Source organism: Pseudoxanthomonas sp. 3HH-4 (assembly GCF_006716465.1).
Lineage (GTDB): Bacteria > Pseudomonadota > Gammaproteobacteria > Xanthomonadales > Xanthomonadaceae > Pseudoxanthomonas_A.
This window is the reverse complement of sequence record NZ_VFPB01000004.1, coordinates 191951-216000: the sequence shown is the minus strand read 5'-3', so window position 1 is coordinate 216000 and position 24050 is coordinate 191951. Positions and strand designations below refer to the sequence as shown.

Below are 24050 nucleotides of genomic sequence, written 5' to 3'. Positions count from 1 at the left end.
ATGGGCCGCAATAGGAGGGAGGACCGAATGCGACCGGATACCGTCAGCGGATTTCCGCTGGGCGAAGAATTGGATGCGCTGCGCGAGGCCGTGCAGCGGTTCGCGCAGACCGAGATCGCGCCGCGTGCGGCGCAGATCGACCACGACAACGCATTCCCGCAGGACCTGTGGCCCAAACTGGGCGAACTGGGCCTGCTGGGCATCACCGTGGATCCGGAATTCGGCGGCAGCGGCATGGGCTACCTCGCCCATCTGGTGGCGATGGAGGAGATCTCGCGTGCGTCCGGCTCGGTGGGCCTGAGTTACGGCGCGCATTCCAACCTGTGCGTCTCCAACCTCTATCTCAACGGCAATGCCGCGCAGCGCGCGAAGTACCTGCCGAAGCTCAGCAGCGGCGAGTGGAAGGGCGCGCTGGCGATGAGCGAGCCGGGTGCAGGTTCGGACGTGGTCGGCTCGATGAGCTGCCGTGCCGAACTCCGTGACGGCGTCTGGGTGGCCAACGGCAACAAGATGTGGATCACCAACGGACCGGAAGCCGACGTGCTGCTGGTCTACATGCGCACCGCGGGCAAGGACGCAGGCAGCAAGTGCATGACCGCCTTCATCGTCGAGCGCGGCATGAAGGGCTTCTCCACCGCGCAGAAACTGGACAAGCTGGGCATGCGCGGCAGCAACACCTGCGAACTGGTGTTCGAGAATTGCGAGATTCCCGCCGAGAACGTGCTGGGCGAAGTGAACCAGGGCGTGCGCGTGTTGATGAGCGGCCTGAACACTGAGCGCCTGGTGCTGAGCGGCGGCCCCATCGGCCTGATGCAGGCGGCGCTCGACATCACCCTGCCCTACGTGCGCGAGCGCAAGCAGTTCGATGCCGCCATCGGCACCTTCGGCCTGATGCAGGGCAAGCTGGCCGACATGTACACCGCACTGCAGTCCAGCCGCGCGTTCGCCTACCAGGTGGCGCGCGGTTTCGACGAAGGCCAGGGGTCGCGCGCCGCAGCGGCAGGTTGCCTGCTGCACGCGTCGGAAGCGGCGGTGCAGGTGACGCTGGAAGCGATCCAGTCGCTGGGTGGCAACGGCTACATCAACGAGTATCCCGCGGGCCGCTTGCTGCGCGATGCCAAGCTCTACGCCATCGGCGCCGGCACCAACGAGATCCGCCGCATGCTGATAGGCCGCGAATTGTTCGACGGGCGCGGCTGATCCACACGTCGTCGTAGGGGGGGCCTCGGCCCACCGTCTGGTTTGTTGGTGGCGATGGCGGGCTGAAGCCCGCCCTACCTCGCGCCAGCCCCCTCCAGGGCAGGCCACGAAGATGCATCCAGCGTTTCCCGGTAGGCGTGCCAACTGGCGTACGCCAGCCACGGCATCAGGATCGCCAGCCCCAGCAGCGCCGTCGCGAAACCGATGGCGGTCAGGGTCACCAGTACCAGGCCCCATACCGCCATCACGCCCTTGTTGCGCATCACCGCGTGCACGCTGGAGACGGCGGCCGTGACCATGTCGACGTCGCGGTCGGCGATCATCGGCAACGAGAACGCGGTCACCGCGAACGTCAGCGTGGCGAAGACCGCGCCGATGGCCGAGCCCAGCGCCAGGAATTCCCAGAACGCGCCCGGGTCGCCGCCATCGAACGGGAAGAACGCGCTGACCATCATCCCCGCGCGCGACCACAGCAGGATGATCACGCCCTGCCCCAGCGCGAACACGCCCGCCTGCCCCAGCACCCGCCGCGCGAGCACGAACGAATCGCGCAGACGCGGCGTGCGGCCCTGTTCCAGCGCGCGGCTCACGCAGTACAGGCCCACGCAGATCAATGGCGCGACGAACACGAATCCGGACAGCAGGGTCGCCAGGAGCGCGAACCGGCCCAGCACGAACGCGAGCCAGGAAATGCCGGCGCTCACCAGCACAATCACCCCGCCGAACAACAACGACAGGCCAGGCGCCCGGCGCAGATCCCGCCAACCGGCGCGCAGCCAGCGCCAGGGCGCGCCCGCCTCCAGGGTCGCACAGGGCACGACGAAGGCACGCGGTACCGGCTCGATCGGTGGTTTGTCTGACATTCGCACTCCCCCGGGTCGAGCATACGCCCTGCCAGAGTGGCTCGCTGCCCTGTACCAACGGCCGATTTGCCCGCTGTCGGGCCGGGGCGGGATAATCGGACCCTCACTCCACGCGGGAAGCCCTCCATGTCCGACATCGTCATCGCCGCCGCCAAGCGCACCGCCATCGGTTCGTTCCTCGGCCAGTTCAATGGCGTCCCCACCCCGACGCTGGGCGCCGCTGCCATCACCGCCGCGCTGGAACAGTCCGGCATCCCCGCCGACGACGTGTCCGAAGTCATCATGGGTTGCGTGCTGCCGGCCAACCTGGGTCAGGCTCCTGCCCGCCAGGCCGCGCGTGCCGCCGGCATCCCGGATGCGGCCGGCGCCACCACCATCAACAAGGTCTGCGGTTCGGGCATGAAGGCGATCATGCTGGGGCATGACCTGATCAAGGCCGGTTCGGCCACGGTGGTCATCGCCGGCGGCATGGAGTCGATGAGCAACGCCCCCCACCTGATCCCCAACTCGCGCACCGGCAATCGTTACGGCAATTTCCAGGCGGTAGACCACATGGCGTGGGACGGCCTGACCAATCCCTATGACGGGCAGGCAATGGGCGTATTCGCCGAGGCTACCGTCGCCAAATTCGGTTTCACCCGCGAAGAACAGGATGCCTACTCGATCGAATCGGTGACCCGCGCCCAGGCTGCGCAGGCGTCCGGCGCGTTCAATGATGAAATCGTCCCGGTCAAGGTCGCCACCCGCAAGGGCGAGGTCGAGGTCAGCACCGACGAGCAGCCGGGCAAGTCCGACGTCGCCAAGATCCCCACCCTGAAGCCGGCTTTCAAGAAGGACGGCACGGTGACGGCCGCGAGCTCGTCCAGCATTTCCGACGGCGCCGCGGCCACCGTGCTGCTGAGCGCCGACGAGGCCGCCAAGCGCGGTCTGCAGCCGCTGGCACGGATCGTCGGCCATGCGACCTACTCGCAGGCGCCGGAGTGGTTCACCACCGCTCCGGTTGCCGCCATCGACAAGCTGCTCAAGCAGATCGGCTGGACGGTGGACCAGGTGGACCTGTTCGAGGTCAACGAAGCCTTCGCCGTCGTGGCCATGGCGCCGATCAAGGAACTCGGCATCCCGCACGCCAAGGTCAACGTCAACGGCGGTGCTTGCGCGCTCGGTCATCCGATCGGCGCGTCGGGTGCCCGTCTGGTGGTGACCCTGATCAATGCCCTGCGCACGCGTGGCGGCAAGCGCGGCATCGCCACCCTCTGCATCGGCGGCGGCGAGGCCACCGCGATCGCGATCGAACTCGTCTGATCTTTTGCGCAGTCGGGGGGGCGAAGCGGCCGGTTTTCGTCCGCCCCATAAGGTTTAACAACGGGTTGACAAAGATAACCGGCCAACCGCTTGACAGCCGTAATGGGCTTGTCATCATGTTGCAGGCGCGCAATTGCGCGTTGCCTAACTAACGACGAGGAAATTCAACGATGACCATGAACAAGGCTCTGATCGCGCTGGCTCTGGGTTTCGCCCTGGCTGCGTGCTCGAACCAGGAACAGGCTGCCGACGCCGCTGCTGACGCCGCTGCGACCGCGACCGAAGCCCAGGCTGCCGCTGACGCCGCCGCTGCCGCTGGCGAAGTGACCGCCGACGCCGCCCAGCAGTCGGCCGACGCCGCTGCCACCGCCGCCGACGCTGCTGCCACCGCCGCGACCGACGCTGCTGCCGCCACCACGACGGAAGCCGCTGACGCTGCTGCCGACGCCGCTGGCCAGGCTGCCGACACGGCCGAAGCCGCGACCGACGCTGCCAAGGAAGCCACCAAGCAGTAATCTGCTGGCGGTTGCCTGATTTAGCGTTAAACTGAGAAAGCCGCCAGCTCGCTGGCGGCTTTTTCTGTATCCGGGCCTGGCTTCCCGGTTCGCCCCCTACCGGTGGACGAACGGACTCGCCCTCCCGGCGCCACCTTCCACACCTACCGATTTGGGGATCCACAATGAAGATCAAGAGCACCGTCCTGCTGGTCGCCGCCGTCCTGGCCATGAGCGCCTGCACCAAGAGCGAGACCACCGACGCCGCTGCTGCCGACGCCGCCGCCGCTGCCGACCAGGCTGCCGCTGCTGCCGGTGACGCCGCCTCCGCTGCCGGCGACGCCGCTGCCGCCGCTGGCGACGCCGCGACGGCCGCTACCGCCGATGCCGCTGCTGCCGCGACCGCCGCTGCTTCGGACGCCGCTGCCGCCACCGAAGCTGCCGCTTCCGACGCCACCGCCGCCGCTGCTGGCGCCGTGTCCGACGCCGCCCAGGCGACGGCCGACAAGGCTGCTGAAGTCGCCGACAAGGCCGACGCCAAGGCTGAAGAAGCCAAGCAGTAATCGACTCGCCTCATCGCGAATCGGACAAGGCCCGCGCAAGCGGGCCTTGTCGTTTTGTGGCACGCCACCGGCAAGCGACATCAGGAACCGCCCCAGGCCGTTTTTGCAGTGCGGTTTGGCGCGCAGGGGGGTTTATGGTCTGATGCCGCCTTTCCCGCTTCGTCGTGCCGCATGCCTGCCATCGCTTCGCAACTCGATCCGCGCTCACCCGATTTCCTCGCCAACAACGCGTATCACCGCGTACTAGTGCAGGAACTCGACCGCCGTCTGGCGCACGCAGCCGAGGGGGGAGGCGAAAAAGCGCGCAACAAGCACACCGAGCGCGGCAAGCTGCTGGCACGGGATCGCATCACCGCCCTGCTCGACCCCGGCTCGCCCTTCCTCGAAATCGCGCCACTGGCCGCCGAGGAGATGTACGACGGCGCGGCACCCGCCGCCGGCATGGTCTGCGGCATCGGCCGTGTGATGGGCAACGAAGTGGTGATCGTTGCCAACGATGCCACGGTCAAAGGCGGCACCTACTTCCCGATGACGGTGAAGAAGCACCTGCGCGCGCAGGAGATCGCCCGCGAGAACCACCTGCCGTGCATCTACCTCGTCGACTCCGGCGGCGCATTCCTGCCGCTGCAGGACGAGGTCTTCCCGGACCGCGAGCACTTCGGCCGCATCTTCTACAACCAGGCCCGCCTGTCGGCCGAGAATATCCCGCAGGTCGCGGTGGTGATGGGCAGTTGCACCGCCGGCGGCGCCTACGTGCCGGCGATGTGCGACGAATCGATCATCGTCAAGGAACAGGGCACGATCTTCCTCGGCGGGCCGCCGCTGGTGAAAGCGGCCACCGGAGAGGTGGTCGATGCCGAAGCTCTGGGCGGCGCCGACGTGCACACCAGTGTGTCCGGCGTGGCCGATCATTTCGCCGAGGACGATCGCCATGCGCTCGAGATCGCGCGCAACGTCATCGGCCACTTCAATCGCCGCAAGACCCTGCCCGTCGCAGTGCGCGACACGCGCGAACCGTTGTATCCGGCCGAGGAGCTTTACGGCATCGTACCCAAGGACACCCGCCGCCCGTTCGACATCCGCGAGGTCATCGCACGCATCACTGACGGCAGCGAGCTGGACGAGTTCAAGGCCCGCTACGGCAAGACCCTGGTCACCGGCTTCGCGCACCTGCACGGCTACCCGGTGGGCATCGTCGCCAACAACGGCATCCTGTTCGGCGAAAGCGCCCTCAAGGGCGCGCACTTCATCGAGTTGTGCAACCAGCGCGGCATCCCGCTGGTGTTCCTGCAGAACATCACGGGCTTCATGGTCGGCCGTAAATACGAGAACAGCGGCATCGCCAAGGACGGGGCGAAGATGGTCACGGCTGTCGCCTGCTCGTCCGTGCCGAAGTTCACCGTGGTCATCGGCGGCAGCTTCGGCGCCGGCAACTACGCCATGTGCGGCCGTGCGTACGGCGCGCGCTTCCTGTGGATGTGGCCGAATGCGCGCATCAGCGTGATGGGCGGCGAACAGGCGGCGAGCGTGCTGGCGACGGTGAAGCGCGACGGCATCGAGGCCGCGGGCAAATCGTGGAGCCCGGACGAAGAGGACGCATTCAAGGCGCCGATCCGCGAGCAGTACGAATCCCAGGGCAGCCCGTGGTACGCCACTGCGCGCCTGTGGGATGACGGCATCATCGACCCTGCCGATACGCGCCGGGTGTTGGGGCTGGGCATCTCGGCCTCTCTCAACGCGCCGATAGAGCCGGCGAAGTTCGGCGTGTTCCGGATGTAGCGCCAGGCGCGTGCCCAGCCCGCGCCCTCTTCATTGTTGTGAGCGCCGCGTGCACAAGCCCGACTCCAGGGTGAACCGTGCACGCTCCGGATGCGCCACGCCGCCAATCGGCTGTGCAGGTCACAGCGCGCGCGCGGACAGGCGGCGATAGTCCGGAGTCCCTGCCACCCGGAGCATCCCCTGCATGTCCATCTGGAAAGACCAAGGCCCCGCGAAGAAAGAGGGCGGCAACCTGCCGCCGGAACCCACCACCCTCCCCGTGCGCGACACTGCCACGGCGGCCGATTTCTCGCCCGCCGTCACCGCACCGCCGGGCACGCGTCCGGTTGAACGCAGCGCACCCCAGGAGGCGCTGAAGGAATCGCTGATCGCCGCCGACCTCACCATCGAGGGCAAGATCGAAGGCACCGGCCACATCCGCATCGCAGGCCGTTTCAAGGGCGACGTGAACGTGCAAGGCGACCTCACCATCGAAACCGGCGCCAAGCTCAATGGTGGCGTGCGGGCGAAGAAGGTCACCATCGCGGGCGAGCTGGAAGGCAACATCGAGTCTGCCGCACGCGTCGAACTGCTGGCATCGGGCGTACTGATCGGTGACGTGAAGTCGGGATCGCTCACGGTGGCTGCGGGGTCCCGCATGCGAGGCCAGGCCGACTTCGGCTGGGATGAACCGGCCAAGGGCGGCAAGGGCAAGGACAACGGCACGGAGCCCGGCGCCGCGGCATGAGCCAACCCCGCCCAGGCAGTGCCGGCGCCACCCGCACCTGCCCGCACTGCAAGGCGACCATCCTGGAGAGCGCGGCTGTCTGCCCGGGCTGCCGCCACCACCTGCGCTTCGAACCCGGCGCAGGTGCCCAGGCCACGCCCGCGCTGACGCCGCTGCGGATCGAAGGCACGCTGCAGCCGCCCGCCGAGGGCGCTGCGTGGGAATACAGCGTGGTGCTGTCCATCCGCAACGACCGTGGGGAGGAAGTCACCCGCCAGGTCGTCGGCGTCGGCGCGATGCAGCCGCACGAGCAGCGCAGCTTCGTGCTGTCGGTGGAACTCAACCCGGCGGCGGGCAAAGCGGCTCGCAAGACGCGCCACTGAACCCCTCCCGGGAACGCGACCGCCCGGCTACACTCGACACCGACATGGATGCCAGCAGGGGGCTGGATGATCGTCGGCATCGATCTGGGGACCACGCATTCGCTGATTGGCTATCACGGACCGGATGGCCCGGTCCTGATACCGAATGCACTGGGCGAGCTGCTCACGCCTTCCGTGATCAGCGTGGATGCGGACGACACGCTGATCGTGGGCCGGCCGGCGGTGGACCGACTGATCACCCATCCGGAGCGCAGCGTCGCCAGCTTCAAGCGCTGGATGGGCACCAACCGCGTCACGCGCTTGGGGAAGCACGCACTGCGTCCGGAAGAACTCTCGGCCCTGGTCCTGCGTGCGCTCGTCGCGGATGCGGAAAGCCATTTCGGCGCATCCGTCACCGAGGCCGTGATCAGCGTGCCGGCGTACTTCGGTGACGCGCAGCGCAAGGCCACCCGCATCGCTGGCGAACTGGCCGGTATCAAGGTCGAACGGCTCATCAACGAGCCGACCGCCGCCGCCATGGCCTACGGTCTGCAGCAGCGCGACGGTGGTGGGCGCTTCCTGGTCTTCGACCTGGGCGGCGGCACGTTCGATGTCTCGATCCTGGAAATGTTCGATGGCGTGATGGAGGTCCATGCCAGTGCCGGCGACAACTTCCTCGGCGGCGAGGATTTCCTTTCCGCGCTGCGCGATGCCTGCCTGCGCGAACTCAAGGTCGAAGCAAAAAAACTGACGGCCAGCGAAGATGCCCTGCTGAGGCGCCGGCTGGAGTCGGCCAAGCGTGAACTGTCGAACACGTCCGGCGGCCCCGTCGACGTCGAGATTCTGCTGGGCGGCGAGTCGCGGCGTTGGCAGATCGACGAGGCGGGATTTTCGCGCCTGTGCGAGCCGCTGGTGCAGCGCATGCGCGCGCCGCTGGAGCGCGCCATGCGTGACGCCCGCCTGGCGCCGGGCCAGTTGGATGACATCGTCCTGGTCGGCGGCGCATCGCGGATGCCACTGACCGCGCGGTTGGTCTCGCGCATGTTCGGTCGCCTGCCATTGCGGCACATCAACCCGGACGAGGCGATCGCGCTGGGCGCTGCGGTCGCGGCTGGCATGAAGGCGCGCGACGAATCGCTGGAAGAGATCATCCTCACCGACGTGTGTCCCCACTCGCTCGGTGTGGACACCGCGCAGGACGACGGACACGGGCAGGTCACCACCGGCCTGTTCTCCCCGATCATCCACCGCAACGCGACGGTGCCGGTCAGCCGGGTCGAACGCTACCAGCCGATGCGCGACCAGCAGACGCAGGTCGAGTTCAATATCTACCAAGGCGAGAGCCCGCGCGTGGAGAACAACGTCAAGCTGGGTACCGTTTCGGTGAAGGTACCGGCGCGCGCCGCGCACGAGAACCCCGTGGACATCCGCTTCACCTACGACGTCAACGGGCTGCTGCAGGTGGAAGCCACCATCGTGGCCACCGGCCAGACCCATGAGGTGGTCCTGCAGCAGAACCCCGGCGTGCTGACCCAGGACGAGATCCGCCAGCGCCTGGCCGCGCTGTCCGAACTGAAGGTGCATCCCCGCGACCAGCAGGAAAATCTCCTGGTGATCGCCCGCGCCGAGCGCCTGTACGAGGAACTGCTCTGGGCGCGCCGCGACCTGCAGGACGCGCTGGTGCGCTTCCGCACGACACTGGACGGCCAGGATCCCCTACAGATCCGCGAACACCGCGCCGATTTCGCGCGGATGCTGGAGAGCATCGAGGCCCAAGGGTGAGTGACTGGCCGTATGCCCTGCTGGACATCGATGAAGACGCTGATGAGCGCGCCATCAAGCGCGCCTATGCACGCCTGCTGAAGACCACGCGGCCGGACGAGGATCCGGCGGGGTTCCAGCGCTTGCACGAGGCCTACCAGGAAGCGCTGGCACTGCAACGCGAGCAGGCGCTTGAGGTAGCCTCCGAAGATGCGCACATCACGCTCCCATCGCTGGAGGTAACGGCGCCGGATGCCACATCACACATGCCGCTGCACAGGGGACATTCCGACGCGCGCCCGGACGAACCTGCCCCACCGCGGATCGACGAAGCCGCGCTGCGCGAGGAGTTGATCGCCCATGCCGGGGGAGACCTGCCTTCGGCATTCCGCCACTACCTCGAACACCATCCGGCGTTGTACGCCCTGGACGTGAAACACCGCATCGGACAGGCCATCTTCGAGAGCATCGCCTACGAAAAGGTCCAGGTGCGACCGGGGACCATGGCCGTCCTCGCGGACTTCTTCGGCTTCACACCGCCCGAGTGGGTGGAACGACGCCAGCAGGTGTTGCAGGCGGTGTCCACTGAGAACGCCGATGCCTTCGACGAGGACCGGCCGCTGACGATCCGGCAGCTGAAGCGCGCCTTTGGATGGCCGCTCGCGCTGGTCCTTGCCTGCGTGCCTGGCTTTGCCTTCCGCGCAGCGCGCCTGTCGCGACGACTGACGGCGGATTACGGCGACGACGTGCCGGGCCTGGATGGTCGGCAGCAAGCCTTTTTCGAACGCATTGCCGACCCTTTCTATGCCGGCCCCTGGCGCTGGGCGACCGTGGTACTCACCGCCGCGTTCGCGACCTTGGCCATCGCCGGGCTGTGCGCGGTGAGCGAGCTCGCGCCCGAACGCCAGCAGCGCATGATGGGCCTGACCTTCGTCGCGGTCGCCGGCATGCTGTGCATCTGGCACGCGATGCGCGCGCTGTGGGCACTGCGTGAACGGCCTGCGACGATGCATTCGCCGTGGATCGCACTGATGCCGGTCTGGCTGGCCGTGGCCGGTTTGCTGGCGGCCTGGTCGCTGCCACAGCTGCCGGCGTTGGCGTTCGCGCTCGTGCTTCCCGCTGCGCTGCTCCATTTCCGCCAGTTCTTCGATGCACTGCGTTTCGGGATCGGCACGAGCTGGCTCGTGCGTGCGCTGCCCATGCCCGACCTGCCCTCACCGTGGCTTCTCGCGTTGGCAGGCGCCGCCATCGGCATGACCGTCTTCGACTGGGCCTACGCTACGCGCCACCGGATCAGCATAGCCGCCGCCACCGGCAACCGCTGGACGACGATCGCGTCGTTCACGGTATTCGTGGGACTGGGAATCGCGGGGCTGGCGATCCGTTACGGTTGAACCCCCGGGTCAACCGCAGCCGTCGCAACCTCCGCAGTCGTTGCCGGCGATCCGTCCGTTCACCAGGCTGCCGGCCGGTGCGATCCACCGCCCCAACGCGTGCTGCCAGCTCGCTCGCCCCTCGTGCAACAAAGGCAGCGCCAGCGCGATACGCACCTTGCGCAGCGGTCCGGGGAACTGCTTCTTCACCACCACCCACGCGCTGACCACCACCGCGACGGCGATGATGGCGTATTGCAGGGCGAGAGATGCGTCCATGGCTCAGCCCGCACCCAGTGCCTTGGCGACCTGGTAAGTCACCAGCGAGGCGAGGTAGGCCAGCGCGAACAGGTAGAACGTGGCAAAGCCCATCTGCTTCCACGAGTTGGTCTCGCGCTTGATGGTGGCGAGCGTCGAGATGCACATCGGCGCGTAGATGAACCACACCAGCAGCGACAACGCGGTGGCCAGCGACCAGCCGTCGCTGATCACGGGCGTCAACGCCTGGATGGCCGCCTCATCGTCGGCCGCCGACAGGGCATATATCGTGGCCAGCGAGGCGACCGCCACTTCACGTGCGGCCAGGCCAGGGATCAATGCGATGCAGATCTGCCAGTTGAAGCCCAGCGGCGCGAAGAACACCGCCATCGCATGACCGATGCGGCCAGCGAAGCTGTAATCGATCGCGGGGCCCATTGCGCCTTCCGGCGGCGCCGGGAAGTTCAGCAGGAACCACAGCAGGATGGTCAGCGCCAGGATGATGCCGCCGACGCGCTTGAGGAAGATCATCGCGCGCTCGTACAGGCCGATGAGCAGGTCGCGCGGGTGCGGAATGCGGTAGGAAGGCAGTTCCAGCAACAGCGCGTGCTCGCCCTTGTCGCGGCGCCACTTCTTCATCACCCATGACACCAGCAACGCACTGAGGATGCCTGCTGCGTACAGGCCGAACAGCACCAGGCCCTGCTGGTTGAAGATGCCCACCTTCTCGTCCGGCACGAATGCACCGATCAGCAGTGCGTACACCGGCAGGCGCGCCGAGCACGTCATCAGCGGTGCGACCAGGATCGTCGCCAAACGGTCGCGCGGGTCCTGGATGCTGCGCGTGGCCATGATGCCGGGGATGGCGCATGCGAAGCTCGACAGCAGCGGAATGAAGGAGCGGCCCGACAGGCCGGCCGATGCCATCATGCGGTCCAGCAGGAACGCCGCGCGGGGCAGGTAGCCGCTTTCTTCCAGTGCCAGGATGAAGGCGAACAGGATCAGGATCTGCGGCAGGAACACGACCACGCCACCCAGACCACCGATGATGCCGTCGACCAGCAGGCTGTTGAGCGGCCCTTCGGGAAGCAGGCCGCCTGCCTGTTCGCCCAACCAGCCCGTGCCCGCTTCGATCATGTCCATCATCGGCGTCGCCCAGGCATACACCGCCTGGAAGATCAGGAACATCACCACGATCAAAGCCAGCAGTCCGAACACCGGATGCAGCAACCAGCGATCCAACGCGTCGTCGATCTTCGCCGTCCGCGTAGGCATGGCGACCGCGAGCGACAGCAGGCGACGTGTTTCCGCGTGCAGGTCGGCGCCTTCCGCCAGGTACGTGCGGGGTTCGTGCGGCTGTGCGGCGACGGCGTCGATGCGCTCGATCAGCGCACGCGCACCGCCATGCTTCACCGCGATGGTTTCGACCACCGGCACGCCGAGTTCGCGTTCCAGCGCCGCCAGGTCGATGGCGATGCCGCGTCGCTGCGCGGCATCCATCATGTTGACCGCCAGGATCATCGGCTTGCCGAGTTCGCGCACTTCCAGCGCGAAGCGCAGGTGTAGGCGCAGGTTGGTGGCATCCACCACGCAGACCAGCACATCCGGTGCCGGTTCGCCGGGATAGAAGCCGCGGCAGACGTCGCGGGTGACGGCTTCGTCCAGGCTGGCGGCGTGCAGGCTGTAGGCACCCGGCAGATCCAGCACCGCGTAGCTGCGCCCCGACGCCGACGAATGCAGCCGGCCTTCCTTGCGCTCGACGGTGACGCCGGCGTAGTTGGCGACCTTCTGCCGGCTGCCGGTCAACTGGTTGAACAATGCGGTCTTGCCGCAGTTCGGATTGCCGACCAGTGCCAGCCGCAGCGTCGATGCCTCGGCGGCGCTCATGACGCGGCTCCGTTGCGCAATCGGACGCGGGCTGCTTCGGAGCGGCGCAGCGCGAACCGGGTGAAACCGACCTGCACCAGCAACGGCTCGGCGCCCATAGGACCCATCGCGACCACTTCGACCTCCTCGCCGTTGACGAAGCCCAGTTCGCGCAGGCGACGGGCGATGTTGTCCTGCGGGCCGTGGTCCTCGACGGTGTCGACGATGGCGGGGGTACGCGAAGGCAGTTCTGTCAGGATCACGCCAGGCTCTCAAATGCGAACTATTCTCATTGTAGCATCGCCGCAGTGCAGGAAGGTCGCAACGCACTGTGCCGCTATCATTCAGCGACTTCGCAGGGAACGGCAGGCATGGCGGCAGCACCACAGGAACATCCCCTCGTACTGGAGCGCTCTGGCGCCGTGGCGCGCATCCGGCTGGACCGCCCGAGCCTCCACAACGCCTTCGATGCAGGCCTGATCGCCACGCTGACCGCCACGCTCGAACAGGTCGGTGCTGAATCCGACATTCGCGCCGTCGTGCTGGAAGGCAGCGGCGCCTCGTTCTCCGCCGGCGCAGACCTGAACTGGATGCGTGGCATGGCCACCGCCAGCGAGGCGGCCAACCGCGAGGATGCCCTTGCCCTCGCCCGCCTGATGCGCACGCTGGACGAACTGCCCAAGCCGACCATTGCGCGCGTACAGGGTGCCGCCTTTGGCGGCGGCGTCGGCCTGGTAGCGTGCTGCGACATCGCCATAGGCGTGCCCGAAGCGAAGTTCGGCCTGACCGAAAGCAAGTTGGGCCTGTTGCCGGCGGTGATCTCGCCATACGTCATCGCCGCCATCGGTGCCCGGCAGGCGCGGCGATGGTTCGCCACTGCGGAGATCTTCGATGCATCCACCGCGCTGCAGATCGGGTTGCTGCATCAGGTGGTGCCGGCAACGCAGCTGGATGAGGCCGTGGAGCGACAGCTCGCGTTGCTGCTGAAGGCGGGGCCACATGCGGCGGCAGGTGCGAAGCACTTGGTCGCGCGCGTGGCCGCTTCGTCCGACCGCGACCGGATGGATGCCGACAACGCGGACCTGATCGCGATGTTGCGCGTTTCCAGCGAAGGCCAGGAAGGCCTGTCCGCCTTCCTCGACAAGCGCGCACCCGCGTGGGCCAACAAGGAGTAGCGACATGATCGACCACCTGGGATTCGATGTCAGCGACTATGCCCGCAGCCGGGCGTTCTACTCACAGGTACTGGCGCCACTCGGCTATGGCGTGGTGATGGAGGTGACCCGGGAGATGACGGGCAGCTACGAGGGGTGCGGCTTCGGCCCGCCCGGCCGTCCCCACTTCTGGGTAAGCAACGGCGACGGCAGCGGTACGCCATCGCGTCGCCTGCATGTCGCCTTCATCGCCCAGTCGCGTGCCCAAGTGGATGCCTTCCATGCGGCCGCCCTCGCCGCCGGTGCACAGGACAACGGTGCTCCTGGCCTGCGGCTGCACTACCACCCCAACTACTACGGCGCTTTCGTCATCGACCCGGACGGGAACAACATCGAAGCCGTCTGCCACCTTCCCCCGGATGCCCGCCCCTGATGTTCTCCAAGATCCTGATCGCCAACCGCGGCGAGATCGCCTGCCGCGTCATCCGCACCTGCCGCCGGCTGGGCATCCGCACTGTCGCCGTGTACTCGGAGGCCGACGCCGATGCGCAGCATGTGCGCCAGGCCGACGAGGCCTATCCGATCGGCGGCCCGCGACCCCAGGAGAGCTACCTGCGGGGCGATGCGATCATCGAGGTGGCCAGGAGCAGCGGCGCCCAGGCCATCCACCCCGGCTACGGCTTCCTGTCCGAGAACGCCGACTTCGCCGATGCGGTCGCCGCCGCGGGCATGGTGTTCATCGGCCCCTCGGGCGCCTCCATGCGCAAGATGGGCAGCAAGGCCGGCGCGAAGGACCTGATGGACGCCGCCGGGGTACCGGTGGTGCCGGGTTACACGGGCGAGGACCAGTCGCCGAACACGCTGTCGCGCGAGGCCGCGCGCATCGGCTTCCCGCTGATGATCAAGGCCGCGCACGGTGGCGGCGGCAAAGGCATGCGCATCGTGCATGGGCTGGAGGATTTCATCGCACAGCTGGAAAGCTGCCAGCGCGAAGCGGCCAATGCCTTCGGTCGCGACCGCGTGCTGCTGGAACGCTACGTGCAGTCGCCGCGTCATATCGAGATCCAGGTATTCGCCGACGCGCATGACCACACGCTGCACCTCAGCGAACGCGAATGCTCCGCGCAGCGCCGCTACCAGAAGGTGCTGGAGGAATCGCCCTCGCCCTTTCTGACGCCCGAACTGCGCGCGGCAATGGGCGATGCCGCGGTGAAGGCGGCGCAGGCCATCGACTACGTCAACGCCGGCACCGTCGAGTTCATCGTCGATCCCGACGGCCAGTTCTATTTCATGGAGATCAACACGCGCCTGCAGGTGGAGCACCCCGTTACCGAGTTCGTCACCGGGCAGGACCTGGTGGAGTGGCAGTTGCGCGTTGCGGCCGGCGAACCCTTGCCGCTCGCGCAGGACGCCATCGCGCAACACGGTCACGCCATCGAAGTGCGCCTGTATGCCGAGGATCCCGAGGCAGGATTCCTGCCCGGCTCGGGCCGTCTGGAAAAGCTGGTCCTGCCGGCACCCTCGGCGCAGGTCCGCCTCGACGCGGGCGTGATCGAAGGTGACACGGTGACCATCTTCTACGACCCGATGATCGCCAAGCTGATCGTCTGGGGCGCGGACCGCACCGAGGCCCTCGCGCGCCTGCGTGCAGCCCTGGCCGAGTGCGAGATCGTCGGGCCGAAATCGAACATCGGTTTCCTGGAACGACTGGTCCACCATCCCGCCATCGTCGAAGGCCGCATCGACACCGGCTACCTGGACCGGCATCTGGACGAGTTCATGCCCGCCGCGGACCTGGATGCCTCGCAGCAGGTGGCGATCGCCGTCGCAGCGCTGCTCCAGCAGGAGGCGGATGCGCGCCAAGCTGCGCCCCAGTCCCCCGACCCGGGTTCGCCCTGGGCCGTCGGCGACGGATGGCGGCTGGGACATGCAGGCGCGCGACCCTTGGCATTCCAGCATCGCGATGAGACCTGGGAGGCTTCGGGCCATGGGCATGCGGGGACTTACCGCATCCTCATGGGCGGCATCACGTACCAGGTGGAAGGCGCCACGCTGACCGGCGATCTCCTCGGTTTGCGTATCCAGGGAGAGGCGCGGCGATTCCGCGTCCTGCGCCATGGCACGCGCCTGACGCTGCATGATGGGGAGCGCCGGGCCACGGTGGAGACGGTACCGGTTTACCGTCGCGTGGCCGCGGCGGGCGTCGAAACGGGCGGCAGGATCGTCGCACCCATGCCGGGGCGCGTGGTGCTGGTCAAGGCGCAGCTAGGGGATACGGTCAAAGCCGGACAGGAGTTGCTCGTGATGGAGGCGATGAAGATGGAACTGGCGGTGAAGGCTCCGCGCGACGGCGTGGTGGCCGAGGTGCGCGCCAGTGCCGGCGACTTCATCGAAGCCGACACGTTGCTCGTGACGCTGGAGTGAGCCCTTCCATGGCGCCCCTGCGCACGACGATCACCCTGCTGTTGACGACCTTCATGCTGGCCGGCTGCGTGATGTTCGAGCGGCCGCCTGCACCGTTGACCTGCGATCCCGCTCTGGTAGGTCGGTGGGTTCCGCTTGCCGACAGCCCGCAGGACAAGGTGCCACTGGGCAAGGACGACTACGCCCAGGTGGACACCCGTTGCCACGTGCGCCTGCGCGACAACGGCCGCACCGACGAACCAGGCTTCGAAGCACTGGGTTTCGAGATCGACGGAGAACGTTATCTGGCACTCGGCTTCAAGGAACTGGAGGGACTGTTCGCCACCGGGAAGACAGCGCCCCCCACCCCCAAGGGCATGCCGGCCAGCGCTGTCACGCTGCTGAAATACCGCATCCGCGACGATACCCTGCAGATCGCGATGCTCGACACGGTGGCCATCATGCAGCGGGTGCAACAGGGCACATTGAAGGCCCGCGAGACCGATGCCAGCACCTACCTGTTCGAAGGTCGTCCCGAACAGTTGCGCGACTTGTTGCGCGCCCATCCGGAACTGTTCGATGCCTTCGATGGCGGCAACAAGACATTGCGCATGCGGCGCGCGGACGATGGGATGAAACCGTGACCCCTTCCCTGCCCCTGCCCACTGCCGACGGCGACTTCGTCAGGATCGTGGAGGTCGGCCCGCGCGATGGCCTGCAGAACGAGAAAACGCTCGTCTCGACGGCCGACAAGGTGGAACTCATCGACCGTCTGTCCGCCACCGGCCTGCTGAATATCGAAGCCACCAGCTTCGTCAGCCCGCAATGGGTTCCCCAGCTGGCCGACGCGGCGGAGGTCTTCACCGCCATCCGGCGCAGGCCCGGGATCGCCTACCCCGTGCTGGTGCCGAACGAGAAAGGCTATGACCGCGCACGTGCGGTCGGCGTGGAGGAAGTGGCGGTGTTCACCGCAGCGTCCGAGGCCTTCAACCGCAAGAACATCAATGCGTCCATCGATGAATCCATCGAACGCTTCCGTCCCGTCCTCGAGCGTGCGGCCGCCGATGGCGTGAAGGTGCGCGGTTATGTGTCCACCGTGCTGGGCTGCCCCTACCAGGGCGACGTACCCGTGGCAGACGTGGTGCGGGTGGCCAGGCAGCTGCACGCGATGGGTTGCTACGAGATATCGCTGGGCGACACCATCGGCGTGGGCACGCCGCGCAAGGCCGCCGGCATGCTGAAAGCCGTGGCGGCGGAACTGCCCATGTCCGCGTTGGCCGTGCATTTCCATGACACCTACGGGCAGGCGCTCGCGAACATCCTCGCCTGCCTCGACGAAGGCGTGCGCGTGGTGGACGCCGCCGTCTCCGGCGCGGGCGGCTGCCCTTACGCCAAGGGCGCGAGCGGCAACGTGGCCAGCGAGGACGTGGTCTACCTGCTGCATGGCCAGGGCCTGCGCACGGGGGTGGACCTGGATGCACTGGCCGACACGGGCCGGTGGCTGGCGGCACGCCTCGGCCGCGAGACCGGCAGCCGCGTCGGCAAGGCCCTGGCGGCCGCATGAACACAGGCCCGGTCAGCGACGTCGACGTGGTGGCGCTGGCCGCGGCACTGGAGCGCGCGGCTGCCGTCGAGGGTGCCGACAGCGCCACGGCGGCCCTGCTCCGGCAAGCCGGCGCGGCGTTGCTGGCCAAGCAGCACGAGGCCGATACGGAGCGGTCGCGCTACCGCAACCTGTTCGATGCCGTGCCCGACCCGGTCAGCATCCTCGCCGAAGACGGCACCATCCTGGACCTCAACAAGGCCGGCATGCTGGCCTACAAGCGGCCGCGCGAAGAGATCGTCGGGCGCAACATCAACGTGCTCAATCCCGATCTTCCGCGAGACCACCTGGTGCCGGTCTGGGAAACCCTGAATCGCGGCGTGACCTATGTCATCGAGGTCACCAACATGCGCGGGGACGGCACCCGCTTCCCGGTGGAAGTCCATTCGGCCAACATCAGTTTCGACGGGCGCAAGAGCATCGTCGCGGTGGCACGTGACATCAGCAGCCGGCGGCTGGCCGAGATGCGCTACCGCGAACTCATGGAAACGCTGGACAAGGGCATCGTGGTGCACAACCGCGAGATGCAGGTGCAGTACTGCAACGGCGCCGCGATGCGCATCTTCGGGATCCGCGAGGACCAGCGCGTCGACCAGGAACTCGCCCTGGAACGCTGGCATGTCGTCGACGAGCACGGCCGCGAGATGGCTCGCCATGAATTGCCCGCGCAACGTGCCCTGGACAGCGGCCAGATGGTCGAAAGCGTCCTGCTGGGCCTGTATCACCGCCAGAAGAAGCAACTGCTCTGGCTGACCGCCACCTCGGTGCCGCAGTTCGCGCCGGGCGCCAGCGTGCCCGCCCAGGTCACCACGCTTTTCAGCGACGTGACGGAACTCAAGCGCGACAGTGCGCTGTTCGACCGCGCGCAATCACTCGCCCATATCGGCGGCTGGGAATGGGACATCGGCCGCGACCGGATGTACCTGACCGACGAAGCACAGCGCATCCTGGGTGCCGCGCGCACGCTGGTCACGCTGGACGACATGCTGTCGTGCCTGCGCGAAGCGGATCGTCGGCGCCTGCGTGGCGCGCTGGATCTGATCACCGCCGGCGGCAAGGGCTTCGACCTGGAACTCCAGGGCACGCAGGCCGATGGCCACCCGTTCTGGATCCGGGTGATCGGTGATGCCGAACCTGGCGATCCGGGGGCATCGCGCGTGACCGGCACCATGCAGGACATCTCGCAGGACAAGCAGGCCGAGGAGATGCTGCGCATCCAGGCGCGCACCGATCCGCTGACCGGGCTGATGAACCGTGATGCCGTGCTGACCGAGCTCGGCGCGCGCCTGGCCGATCCGGAGCGCGCGCGCGCCGCCGTGCTCTACATCGACCTCGACCGTTTCAAGATGGTCAACGATGTGCTGGGCCATAACGCAGGCGACGAGCTGCTGGTGCAAGCCTCGGACCGCATTCGCGGCGCGGTGGGCACCGACGGCATGATCGCCCGCTTTGGCGGCGACGAATTCCTTGTGATCTGCGATGCCGGCCAGAACCCGCACCTGCCGGAACAACTGGCGCACGCCGTACTCGGCGCGTTCGCGGACGCCTTCCGCTTCGGCAAGGACGAGTTCGCCATCACCGCCAGCATCGGACTGGCCATCGCACCCGGCGACGGCCTGCGCCCGCAACAGCTGATCCAGAACGCCGACATCGCGATGTACGACAGCAAGCACCGCGCGCGCAATGGCTGGCAGAGCTTCACCCAGGAACTGGCGCAGCGGCAGCAGGACCGTCTGCAGATCGAGACGCAGCTGCGACGCGCGGTGGACAACGAGGAGTTCCGACTGGTCTACCAACCGCAGGTGGACCTGCGCAACGGCCGCATCATCGCCGGCGAAGCGCTGATCCGCTGGCAGAACCACCAGCTGGGCGAACTGCGTCCGGACGTGTTCATCAGCCATGCGGAAACGACCGGCGACATCGTGCGCATCGGCAGTTGGGTATTGCGCGAAGCGTGCCGGCAGGTGGCCGCCTGGCGCGACCAGGGGCTGGGCATCGTTCGCGTGGCGGTCAATGTGTCGTACCGGCAATTCGCCGGTGACGACCTGGCCGATCGCGTGCGCGCGATCCTCACCGAGTTCGACCTGCCCGGCGCAGCGCTGGAGCTTGAGTTCACCGAACGCGTACTGATCGAGGACGCCCCCGCCACGCTGCGCACCTTCGCCGACCTGCGGCAGCTGGGCGTGGTGCTGACGATCGACGATTTCGGTGAGGGCTACAGCGCGCTCAACTATCTGCGCCGCCTGCCCATCCACGGCCTGAAGCTCAGCCCGCTGTTCACCGAGGGCGTGCCCAGCAACCGGTCCGACGTTGCCGTCTGCCAGGCGGTGTCCGCGATCGCACGCAGCCTGGGACTGGGACTGGTCGCCGAGGGCGTCGAATCCGAGGCGCAGCGCCAGTTCCTGCTCAACCTCGGGGTTCCGGTGGGCCAGGGATTCCTGTTCGCGCCCGGCCTGTCGCCGGACGAATTCGCGCGCCGACTTGCCGACGCGCCGCTGGAGCGGGCGCACGCCTGAGAGGCTGCAATCCTTGTAGGAGCGACGTGAGTCGCGACCGGAAGCCAAGGCGGGCAATGCCCTTTAGCGAGGCGCGAACCATGGCGATTCATTGCGGACCTGCGAAGGAGGACGATGGTGCAGACGCCTCCCGGTCGCGACTTACGTCGCTCCTACAGGGAGCCCAGGGCTCCCAGACACCCGCCATCGCGTAAAATGCCGACTTTTCCGCAGCAGGTTCGCCGCATGCAGCTTTCCGACACCCGCGCCGTCATCACCGGCGGCGTTTCCGGCCTGGGACTGGCCGTTGCCCGCCACCTTGTCTCCCACGGCGGCAAGGCGGCCCTGTTCGATGTCAACGACGACAAAGGCGCCGCAGCGGTCGCAGAGCTCGGCGAAGCCAACGTCCGCTATTTCCGTACCGACGTGACCGACGAGGCCGGTGTCGCGGCGAACATGGCGACAGCCAAGGAGTTCCTCGGCGGCCTGAATGCGGCGATCAACTGCGCCGGCATCCTCGGCGCCGGCCGCGTGCTCGGCAAGGAGGCGCCCATGCCGCTGTCGACGTTCCAGGCCACGGTGATGGTCAACCTGGTGGGCAGCTTCAACGTGGCCAAGGCCGCCGCCGACGTGATGCAGCACAACGCGCCGAACGCCGAAGGCGAACGCGGCGTGATCGTCAACACGGCGAGTGTCGCGGCGTACGAAGGCCAGATCGGCCAGGCGGCGTATTCGGCTTCGAAGGGCGGCGTGGTCGGCATGACGTTGCCGATGGCACGCGAGCTGTCGCGCTTCGGCATCCGCGTGATGACCGTGGCCCCCGGCATCTTCTGGACCCCGATGGTCGATGGCATGCCGGAGGCCGTGCAGCAGTCGCTCAGCGCCTCGATCCCCTTCCCGTCCCGCCTCGGCAGGCCCGAGGAGTTCGCCGACCTGGTCGCCTACATCCTGGGCAATACGTATCTCAACGGCGAGACCATCCGGCTGGATGGCGCCGTGCGCCTCGCACCGAAGTAGGACCGTGATTCGTCACTCGTGAGTGGTGATTCGCAAGAGCCGCCTTCCCGGACGATCACGCCGACTCACCCCATCACCCATCACCAATCGCAAATCACCACCATGAAAGCTTTCGACATCAAGAAGGGCAACGTCGTCGAACACAACGGCGGCGTGTACCAGATCCGCGACATCGAGCGCAGCTCGCCGCAGGGCCGCGGCGGCAACGTGCGCTTCCGCTTCATCATGTACAGCGTACCGGGCGGCAACAAACTGGATGCCAGCTTCGACGCCGATGACAACCTGCCGGAAGTCGAACTGCTGCGCCGTCAGGCGACGTTCTCGTACATGGATGGCGATGCGTTCGTCTTCCTCGACGACGAGGACTACACGCCCTACACGCTGGATGCCAACGTCATCGGCGATGATGCCGGCTACATCACCGAAGGCCTGACCGGCTGCTATGTGCAGGTCATCGACGAACTGCCGGTCGCGCTGCAGCTGCCGCAACACGTGACGCTGGAAGTGGTGGAGACGCCGCCGGAGCTGAAGGGCGGTACGGCCACCAAGCGCCCGAAGCCGGCCAAGCTCAACACCGGCATCGAGATCATGGTGCCGGAGTACATCACCAACGGCGAGCGCATCCTGGTCAACACGACGACGGGCGAGTTCGGCGGTCGCGCCGACTGAGGCCCGCGGTCAAGACGCGCCTGTCGCATGCAGTGTGCGCAGGCGCGCGCCGATCGTTCCCAGATTTGTTTCGATGTCCTGCAGGACCTTGCGCTGGTCGGCAGGCAGCCATCGCTCCAGTTCGCTGCGAAGCACGCCATCCTGCTCGCGCAAGCGTGCCGCGCGGCTTCTTGCTTCCTCCGCAGCGATCGCGCGCTCATCTGCCTGCGGAAGGCCATAGCCCTCCGGCAGCAGTTCGGAGGGACGACTGGCGAAACCGGTATCGCCCAGCCATGTGCGCAACGCCTGCAGCGCCTGCGCGATATCGGCTGGCGCATCGCGGCCCAGGTAGCGTCGCTTCAGTTCGTCGCGCAGCAGCAGTTGCTGGCGACGGAGCGCCGCATTCTCCAGCACCAGCAGCGCCGCGCTCGCACGCAGGTCGGCCTGTGGCAGCCATGTGGCGCGTTCCGCAGGCGACAGCGCCAGCCAGGCGTGCACGTCCTGCTGCGGCAGCGCGAGCGCCTCGCGCGCCACGGAGAACAGGGCGTCATAACGCGCGCTCATCGGCTCGAAGTAGTAACCGAGTCGTCGCGCCTGCCCTGCGTCGTCCAGCACGCGGGTATCGGCGATGCCGCGACGCTCCAGCTTCTTCAGCAGTCCCGTGGGCGTGATGCTGGCGAGCGGCTTCCGGGCCAGTCGTGGCACGCTGTCGTGCAGCAGCTTCCAGGTCTCCACCGCGCAGTTGTTGCTGATGAAGTAGTAGCGTCCGTCATAGCTCCAGTGAAGCTGGGCGGCCCGCTCGACCAGGGACGCGATTTCACCCTGATCGAGCTGCAGCGGAATGGACTGCAGCCCGCGCAGTTCCACCCGGGTGTACTCCTCGATCACCTGGTCCAGCGGCAGCAGGAACAGGCGCGACGGATACGAGCCGGTCAGGCCGCGCCACCCGGAGATCTGCACGTCGCCCACGAACGCGCGGAACGACAGCACGCGATGATGGGCCAGGTCGAAGCGGCACTCGGGCCCCGGTGCGCGACCAGGCGCGCAGACCACCAATCGCAACATGCTGTGGCCCCAGCGGCTCATCGCCTGCGTGTTGCCCTCCGCCAGCAGATAGTCGACCGCGTAGATGCGCGACGGATCCAGCGCGAGCAGCGAGGCATCGCCGGCCTCGGCATCCACATCCAGGAACGGCAATCCGGGCGCGCATGCCTCCGTCGTCATCGGCATCCGGAAGTGCATCGCAAAGTGACGATGCAGGGCCGGGCGCCGGCAGCCGTAGGTGGCATCGAGCACGAAATGCTCGAGGTTCACCGCCACGAATTCGGACGGACGCTCCAACTCGTACGGATCAGGCACCCGTGCGGCGAAATCGTTGCGCGAACGACGCCCCGCGATGGAGAACACGCTGCGCTGCCATCCCGCGAGATCTCGCAGGCGCGGATCGTCGGACAGGATGTCGCGCTGCGCCCGGTCATAGCTGTGAGCCAGTTCGTGCACCAGCGCGCGACGGACGGCGCGCAACGAAGCATCGTCCGCCGGCATGCCATCGCGCGCCTGCCATGCCTGCAACAGGTGGCGCGGCAACAGGATGCGATCACCGACCCGTCGACCGGCCACATGCGCGGGAAGATCGTCGCGCCATTGCAGGACGAGATCGGACGGCAATCCGTCACGCCATACCTGCGGCAGGCGCGGCAGAACATCGTCGACCAGCGCTTGCGTCGCGACGATGTCATCGGGGCCGAGACGCGCGGAGTCGATGTCGAGCGCGGTCGCCGGTCCCAGCCAGGCCCATGCGAGCAGCGCGACGAAGCGCCGGCCGCGGGGCCGACGCGGGGGCATCAGCGGGCCAGGATGGCCTGCGCCAACTGCATGTCGCTGGCCTTGCGTGCGGCTTCGTCCTTCTCGCGCAGGTGGCGCAGCGCGGCCTCGAGTTGCGCGCCACGGATGCGGCCGTTGCTGGCGACAAAACTGGCGGCGTCCTCGCGCGCCTGCACGACGATCTTGTCATCGCCGGACGAGCTGTCGGACGAGGCGGATGAGCCTGCCGAGGAAGCACCGGCGGAACTGCCGGCGAAGCTGCCGGCCAGCGCCGGGACGGAGAACGCCAGCAAGACGCCAGCCAGGAAAATTCGGTGCATGGACACTTCCAGGGAATGAACGGATACCGCGCGCATCGCGGCGCGCCAAGACTACCTGC

General features: G+C 67.4%; 23 protein-coding genes. 17 read left to right on the top strand and 6 right to left on the bottom strand.

Annotation, left to right across the window (positions count from 1 at the left end; translation table 11 throughout):
* Positions 1 to 27: 27 nt before the first annotated feature.
* Positions 28 to 1200, top strand: coding sequence for an isovaleryl-CoA dehydrogenase (locus FB548_RS13175; protein ID WP_142125240.1), 1173 nt, complete (start codon positions 28 to 30; stop codon positions 1198 to 1200).
* Positions 1201 to 1274: 74 nt separating this feature from the next.
* On the opposite strand, the gene FB548_RS13170 is transcribed toward FB548_RS13175, so the two are convergent.
* A complete protein-coding gene (locus tag FB548_RS13170; RefSeq protein ID WP_142125239.1) occupies positions 1275 to 2063 on the bottom strand; it encodes a DUF2189 domain-containing protein in 789 nt (262 codons plus the stop codon).
* 126 nt (positions 2064 to 2189) lie between these two features.
* Here FB548_RS13170 and FB548_RS13165 point away from each other — a divergent pair, with 126 nt between their 5' ends.
* The 8 genes from FB548_RS13165 (at position 2190) to FB548_RS13130 (ending at position 10424) form a co-directional block, all read left to right on the top strand.
* Complete coding sequence (locus tag FB548_RS13165) at positions 2190 to 3365, top strand: thiolase family protein (protein WP_142125238.1); 1176 nt, start codon at positions 2190 to 2192, stop codon at positions 3363 to 3365.
* A gap of 170 nt (positions 3366 to 3535) precedes the next feature.
* The gene (locus FB548_RS13160) at positions 3536 to 3880 is read left to right on the top strand and encodes a hypothetical protein (protein WP_142125237.1); all 345 of its coding nucleotides are present in this window, start codon (positions 3536 to 3538) and stop codon (positions 3878 to 3880) included.
* A 164-nt stretch (positions 3881 to 4044) separates the two neighbouring features.
* Positions 4045 to 4422: a hypothetical protein gene (locus tag FB548_RS13155; RefSeq protein ID WP_142125236.1), complete on the top strand. Its 378-nt coding sequence runs from the start codon at positions 4045 to 4047 to the stop codon at positions 4420 to 4422.
* 171 nt (positions 4423 to 4593) lie between these two features.
* The gene (locus FB548_RS13150) at positions 4594 to 6201 is read left to right on the top strand and encodes a carboxyl transferase domain-containing protein (RefSeq protein WP_142125235.1); all 1608 of its coding nucleotides are present in this window, start codon (positions 4594 to 4596) and stop codon (positions 6199 to 6201) included.
* A 184-nt stretch (positions 6202 to 6385) separates the two neighbouring features.
* Positions 6386 to 6928 carry a polymer-forming cytoskeletal protein gene (locus FB548_RS13145; RefSeq protein WP_142125234.1) on the top strand — a complete coding sequence of 181 codons (543 nt, stop codon included), beginning with the start codon at positions 6386 to 6388 and terminating at the stop codon, positions 6926 to 6928.
* Positions 6925 to 7290 (top strand): hypothetical protein, encoded by a 366-nt coding sequence (locus FB548_RS13140; protein ID WP_142125233.1) that lies wholly within the window; start codon positions 6925 to 6927, stop codon positions 7288 to 7290. Before FB548_RS13145 ends, FB548_RS13140 begins: the two co-directional genes overlap by 4 nt.
* A gap of 66 nt (positions 7291 to 7356) precedes the next feature.
* The gene (locus tag FB548_RS13135; RefSeq protein ID WP_142125475.1) at positions 7357 to 9051 is read left to right on the top strand and encodes a molecular chaperone HscC; all 1695 of its coding nucleotides are present in this window, start codon (positions 7357 to 7359) and stop codon (positions 9049 to 9051) included.
* A complete protein-coding gene (locus FB548_RS13130) occupies positions 9048 to 10424 on the top strand; it encodes a J domain-containing protein (protein WP_142125232.1) in 1377 nt (458 codons plus the stop codon). Before FB548_RS13135 ends, FB548_RS13130 begins: the two co-directional genes overlap by 4 nt.
* 9 nt (positions 10425 to 10433) lie before the next feature.
* Here the strand turns inward: FB548_RS13130 and FB548_RS13125 are convergent, their stop codons facing one another.
* The 3 genes from FB548_RS13125 to FB548_RS13115 are packed head-to-tail and all read right to left on the bottom strand — an operon-like array spanning position 10434 to position 12790.
* Complete coding sequence (locus tag FB548_RS13125) at positions 10434 to 10682, bottom strand: DUF6587 family protein (RefSeq protein WP_142125231.1); 249 nt, start codon at positions 10680 to 10682, stop codon at positions 10434 to 10436.
* Between the two features lie 3 nt (positions 10683 to 10685).
* On the bottom strand, positions 10686 to 12548 hold the full coding sequence (gene feoB / locus FB548_RS13120) for a ferrous iron transport protein B (protein WP_142125230.1): 1863 nt from the start codon (positions 12546 to 12548) through the stop codon (positions 10686 to 10688).
* Positions 12545 to 12790, bottom strand: a complete 246-nt coding sequence (locus FB548_RS13115) for a FeoA family protein (RefSeq protein WP_142125229.1) — start codon at positions 12788 to 12790, stop codon at positions 12545 to 12547. The genes feoB and FB548_RS13115 overlap by 4 nt, the downstream gene beginning before the upstream one ends.
* 108 nt (positions 12791 to 12898) lie before the next feature.
* Here FB548_RS13115 and FB548_RS13110 point away from each other — a divergent pair, with 108 nt between their 5' ends.
* The 8 genes from FB548_RS13110 (at position 12899) to yeiP (ending at position 21868) form a co-directional block, all read left to right on the top strand.
* On the top strand, positions 12899 to 13702 hold the full coding sequence (locus FB548_RS13110; protein WP_142125228.1) for an enoyl-CoA hydratase-related protein: 804 nt from the start codon (positions 12899 to 12901) through the stop codon (positions 13700 to 13702).
* A gap of 4 nt (positions 13703 to 13706) precedes the next feature.
* Positions 13707 to 14114: a VOC family protein gene (locus FB548_RS13105; protein WP_142125227.1), complete on the top strand. Its 408-nt coding sequence runs from the start codon at positions 13707 to 13709 to the stop codon at positions 14112 to 14114.
* The gene (locus FB548_RS13100; protein WP_142125226.1) at positions 14114 to 16105 is read left to right on the top strand and encodes an acetyl/propionyl/methylcrotonyl-CoA carboxylase subunit alpha; all 1992 of its coding nucleotides are present in this window, start codon (positions 14114 to 14116) and stop codon (positions 16103 to 16105) included. The genes FB548_RS13105 and FB548_RS13100 overlap by 1 nt, the downstream gene beginning before the upstream one ends.
* Before the next feature lie 8 nt (positions 16106 to 16113).
* The gene (locus tag FB548_RS13095; RefSeq protein ID WP_142125225.1) at positions 16114 to 16728 is read left to right on the top strand and encodes a hypothetical protein; all 615 of its coding nucleotides are present in this window, start codon (positions 16114 to 16116) and stop codon (positions 16726 to 16728) included.
* A 14-nt stretch (positions 16729 to 16742) separates the two neighbouring features.
* The gene (locus FB548_RS13090) at positions 16743 to 17648 is read left to right on the top strand and encodes a hydroxymethylglutaryl-CoA lyase (protein WP_142125474.1); all 906 of its coding nucleotides are present in this window, start codon (positions 16743 to 16745) and stop codon (positions 17646 to 17648) included.
* A complete protein-coding gene (locus FB548_RS13085) occupies positions 17645 to 20203 on the top strand; it encodes an EAL domain-containing protein (RefSeq protein ID WP_142125224.1) in 2559 nt (852 codons plus the stop codon). The genes FB548_RS13090 and FB548_RS13085 overlap by 4 nt, the downstream gene beginning before the upstream one ends.
* Before the next feature lie 225 nt (positions 20204 to 20428).
* Positions 20429 to 21199, top strand: a complete 771-nt coding sequence (locus FB548_RS13080) for an SDR family NAD(P)-dependent oxidoreductase (protein WP_142125223.1) — start codon at positions 20429 to 20431, stop codon at positions 21197 to 21199.
* Between the two features lie 102 nt (positions 21200 to 21301).
* Positions 21302 to 21868, top strand: a complete 567-nt coding sequence (yeiP, locus tag FB548_RS13075) for an elongation factor P-like protein YeiP (protein WP_142125222.1) — start codon at positions 21302 to 21304, stop codon at positions 21866 to 21868.
* Between the two features lie 9 nt (positions 21869 to 21877).
* On the opposite strand, the gene FB548_RS13070 is transcribed toward yeiP, so the two are convergent.
* Together FB548_RS13070 and FB548_RS13065 are read right to left on the bottom strand one after the other, a co-directional pair.
* Positions 21878 to 23692 (bottom strand): DUF4105 domain-containing protein, encoded by a 1815-nt coding sequence (locus tag FB548_RS13070; RefSeq protein WP_142125221.1) that lies wholly within the window; start codon positions 23690 to 23692, stop codon positions 21878 to 21880.
* The gene (locus tag FB548_RS13065; RefSeq protein WP_142125220.1) at positions 23692 to 23991 is read right to left on the bottom strand and encodes a DUF2388 domain-containing protein; all 300 of its coding nucleotides are present in this window, start codon (positions 23989 to 23991) and stop codon (positions 23692 to 23694) included. The genes FB548_RS13070 and FB548_RS13065 overlap by 1 nt, the downstream gene beginning before the upstream one ends.
* Between the last annotated feature and the right edge of the window lie 59 nt (positions 23992 to 24050).

What these genes read in the sequence shown, in the direction of transcription:
- FB548_RS13175 (WP_142125240.1), top strand. Translation starts at nt 28, where the DNA reads ATGCGACCGGATACCGTCAGCGGATTTCCGCTGGGCGAAGAATTGGAT.
- FB548_RS13170 (WP_142125239.1), bottom strand. Translation starts at nt 2,063, where the DNA reads ATGTCAGACAAACCACCGATCGAGCCGGTACCGCGTGCCTTCGTCGTG.
- FB548_RS13165 (WP_142125238.1), top strand. Translation starts at nt 2,190, where the DNA reads ATGTCCGACATCGTCATCGCCGCCGCCAAGCGCACCGCCATCGGTTCG.
- FB548_RS13160 (WP_142125237.1), top strand. Translation starts at nt 3,536, where the DNA reads ATGACCATGAACAAGGCTCTGATCGCGCTGGCTCTGGGTTTCGCCCTG.
- FB548_RS13155 (WP_142125236.1), top strand. Translation starts at nt 4,045, where the DNA reads ATGAAGATCAAGAGCACCGTCCTGCTGGTCGCCGCCGTCCTGGCCATG.
- FB548_RS13150 (WP_142125235.1), top strand. Translation starts at nt 4,594, where the DNA reads ATGCCTGCCATCGCTTCGCAACTCGATCCGCGCTCACCCGATTTCCTC.
- FB548_RS13145 (WP_142125234.1), top strand. Translation starts at nt 6,386, where the DNA reads ATGTCCATCTGGAAAGACCAAGGCCCCGCGAAGAAAGAGGGCGGCAAC.
- FB548_RS13140 (WP_142125233.1), top strand. Translation starts at nt 6,925, where the DNA reads ATGAGCCAACCCCGCCCAGGCAGTGCCGGCGCCACCCGCACCTGCCCG.
- FB548_RS13135 (WP_142125475.1), top strand. Translation starts at nt 7,357, where the DNA reads ATGATCGTCGGCATCGATCTGGGGACCACGCATTCGCTGATTGGCTAT.
- FB548_RS13125 (WP_142125231.1), bottom strand. Translation starts at nt 10,682, where the DNA reads ATGGACGCATCTCTCGCCCTGCAATACGCCATCATCGCCGTCGCGGTG.
- feoB (WP_142125230.1), bottom strand. Translation starts at nt 12,548, where the DNA reads ATGAGCGCCGCCGAGGCATCGACGCTGCGGCTGGCACTGGTCGGCAAT.
- FB548_RS13110 (WP_142125228.1), top strand. Translation starts at nt 12,899, where the DNA reads ATGGCGGCAGCACCACAGGAACATCCCCTCGTACTGGAGCGCTCTGGC.
- FB548_RS13105 (WP_142125227.1), top strand. Translation starts at nt 13,707, where the DNA reads ATGATCGACCACCTGGGATTCGATGTCAGCGACTATGCCCGCAGCCGG.
- FB548_RS13100 (WP_142125226.1), top strand. Translation starts at nt 14,114, where the DNA reads ATGTTCTCCAAGATCCTGATCGCCAACCGCGGCGAGATCGCCTGCCGC.
- FB548_RS13095 (WP_142125225.1), top strand. Translation starts at nt 16,114, where the DNA reads ATGGCGCCCCTGCGCACGACGATCACCCTGCTGTTGACGACCTTCATG.
- FB548_RS13085 (WP_142125224.1), top strand. Translation starts at nt 17,645, where the DNA reads ATGAACACAGGCCCGGTCAGCGACGTCGACGTGGTGGCGCTGGCCGCG.
- FB548_RS13080 (WP_142125223.1), top strand. Translation starts at nt 20,429, where the DNA reads ATGCAGCTTTCCGACACCCGCGCCGTCATCACCGGCGGCGTTTCCGGC.
- yeiP (WP_142125222.1), top strand. Translation starts at nt 21,302, where the DNA reads ATGAAAGCTTTCGACATCAAGAAGGGCAACGTCGTCGAACACAACGGC.
- FB548_RS13070 (WP_142125221.1), bottom strand. Translation starts at nt 23,692, where the DNA reads ATGCCCCCGCGTCGGCCCCGCGGCCGGCGCTTCGTCGCGCTGCTCGCA.
- FB548_RS13065 (WP_142125220.1), bottom strand. Translation starts at nt 23,991, where the DNA reads ATGCACCGAATTTTCCTGGCTGGCGTCTTGCTGGCGTTCTCCGTCCCG.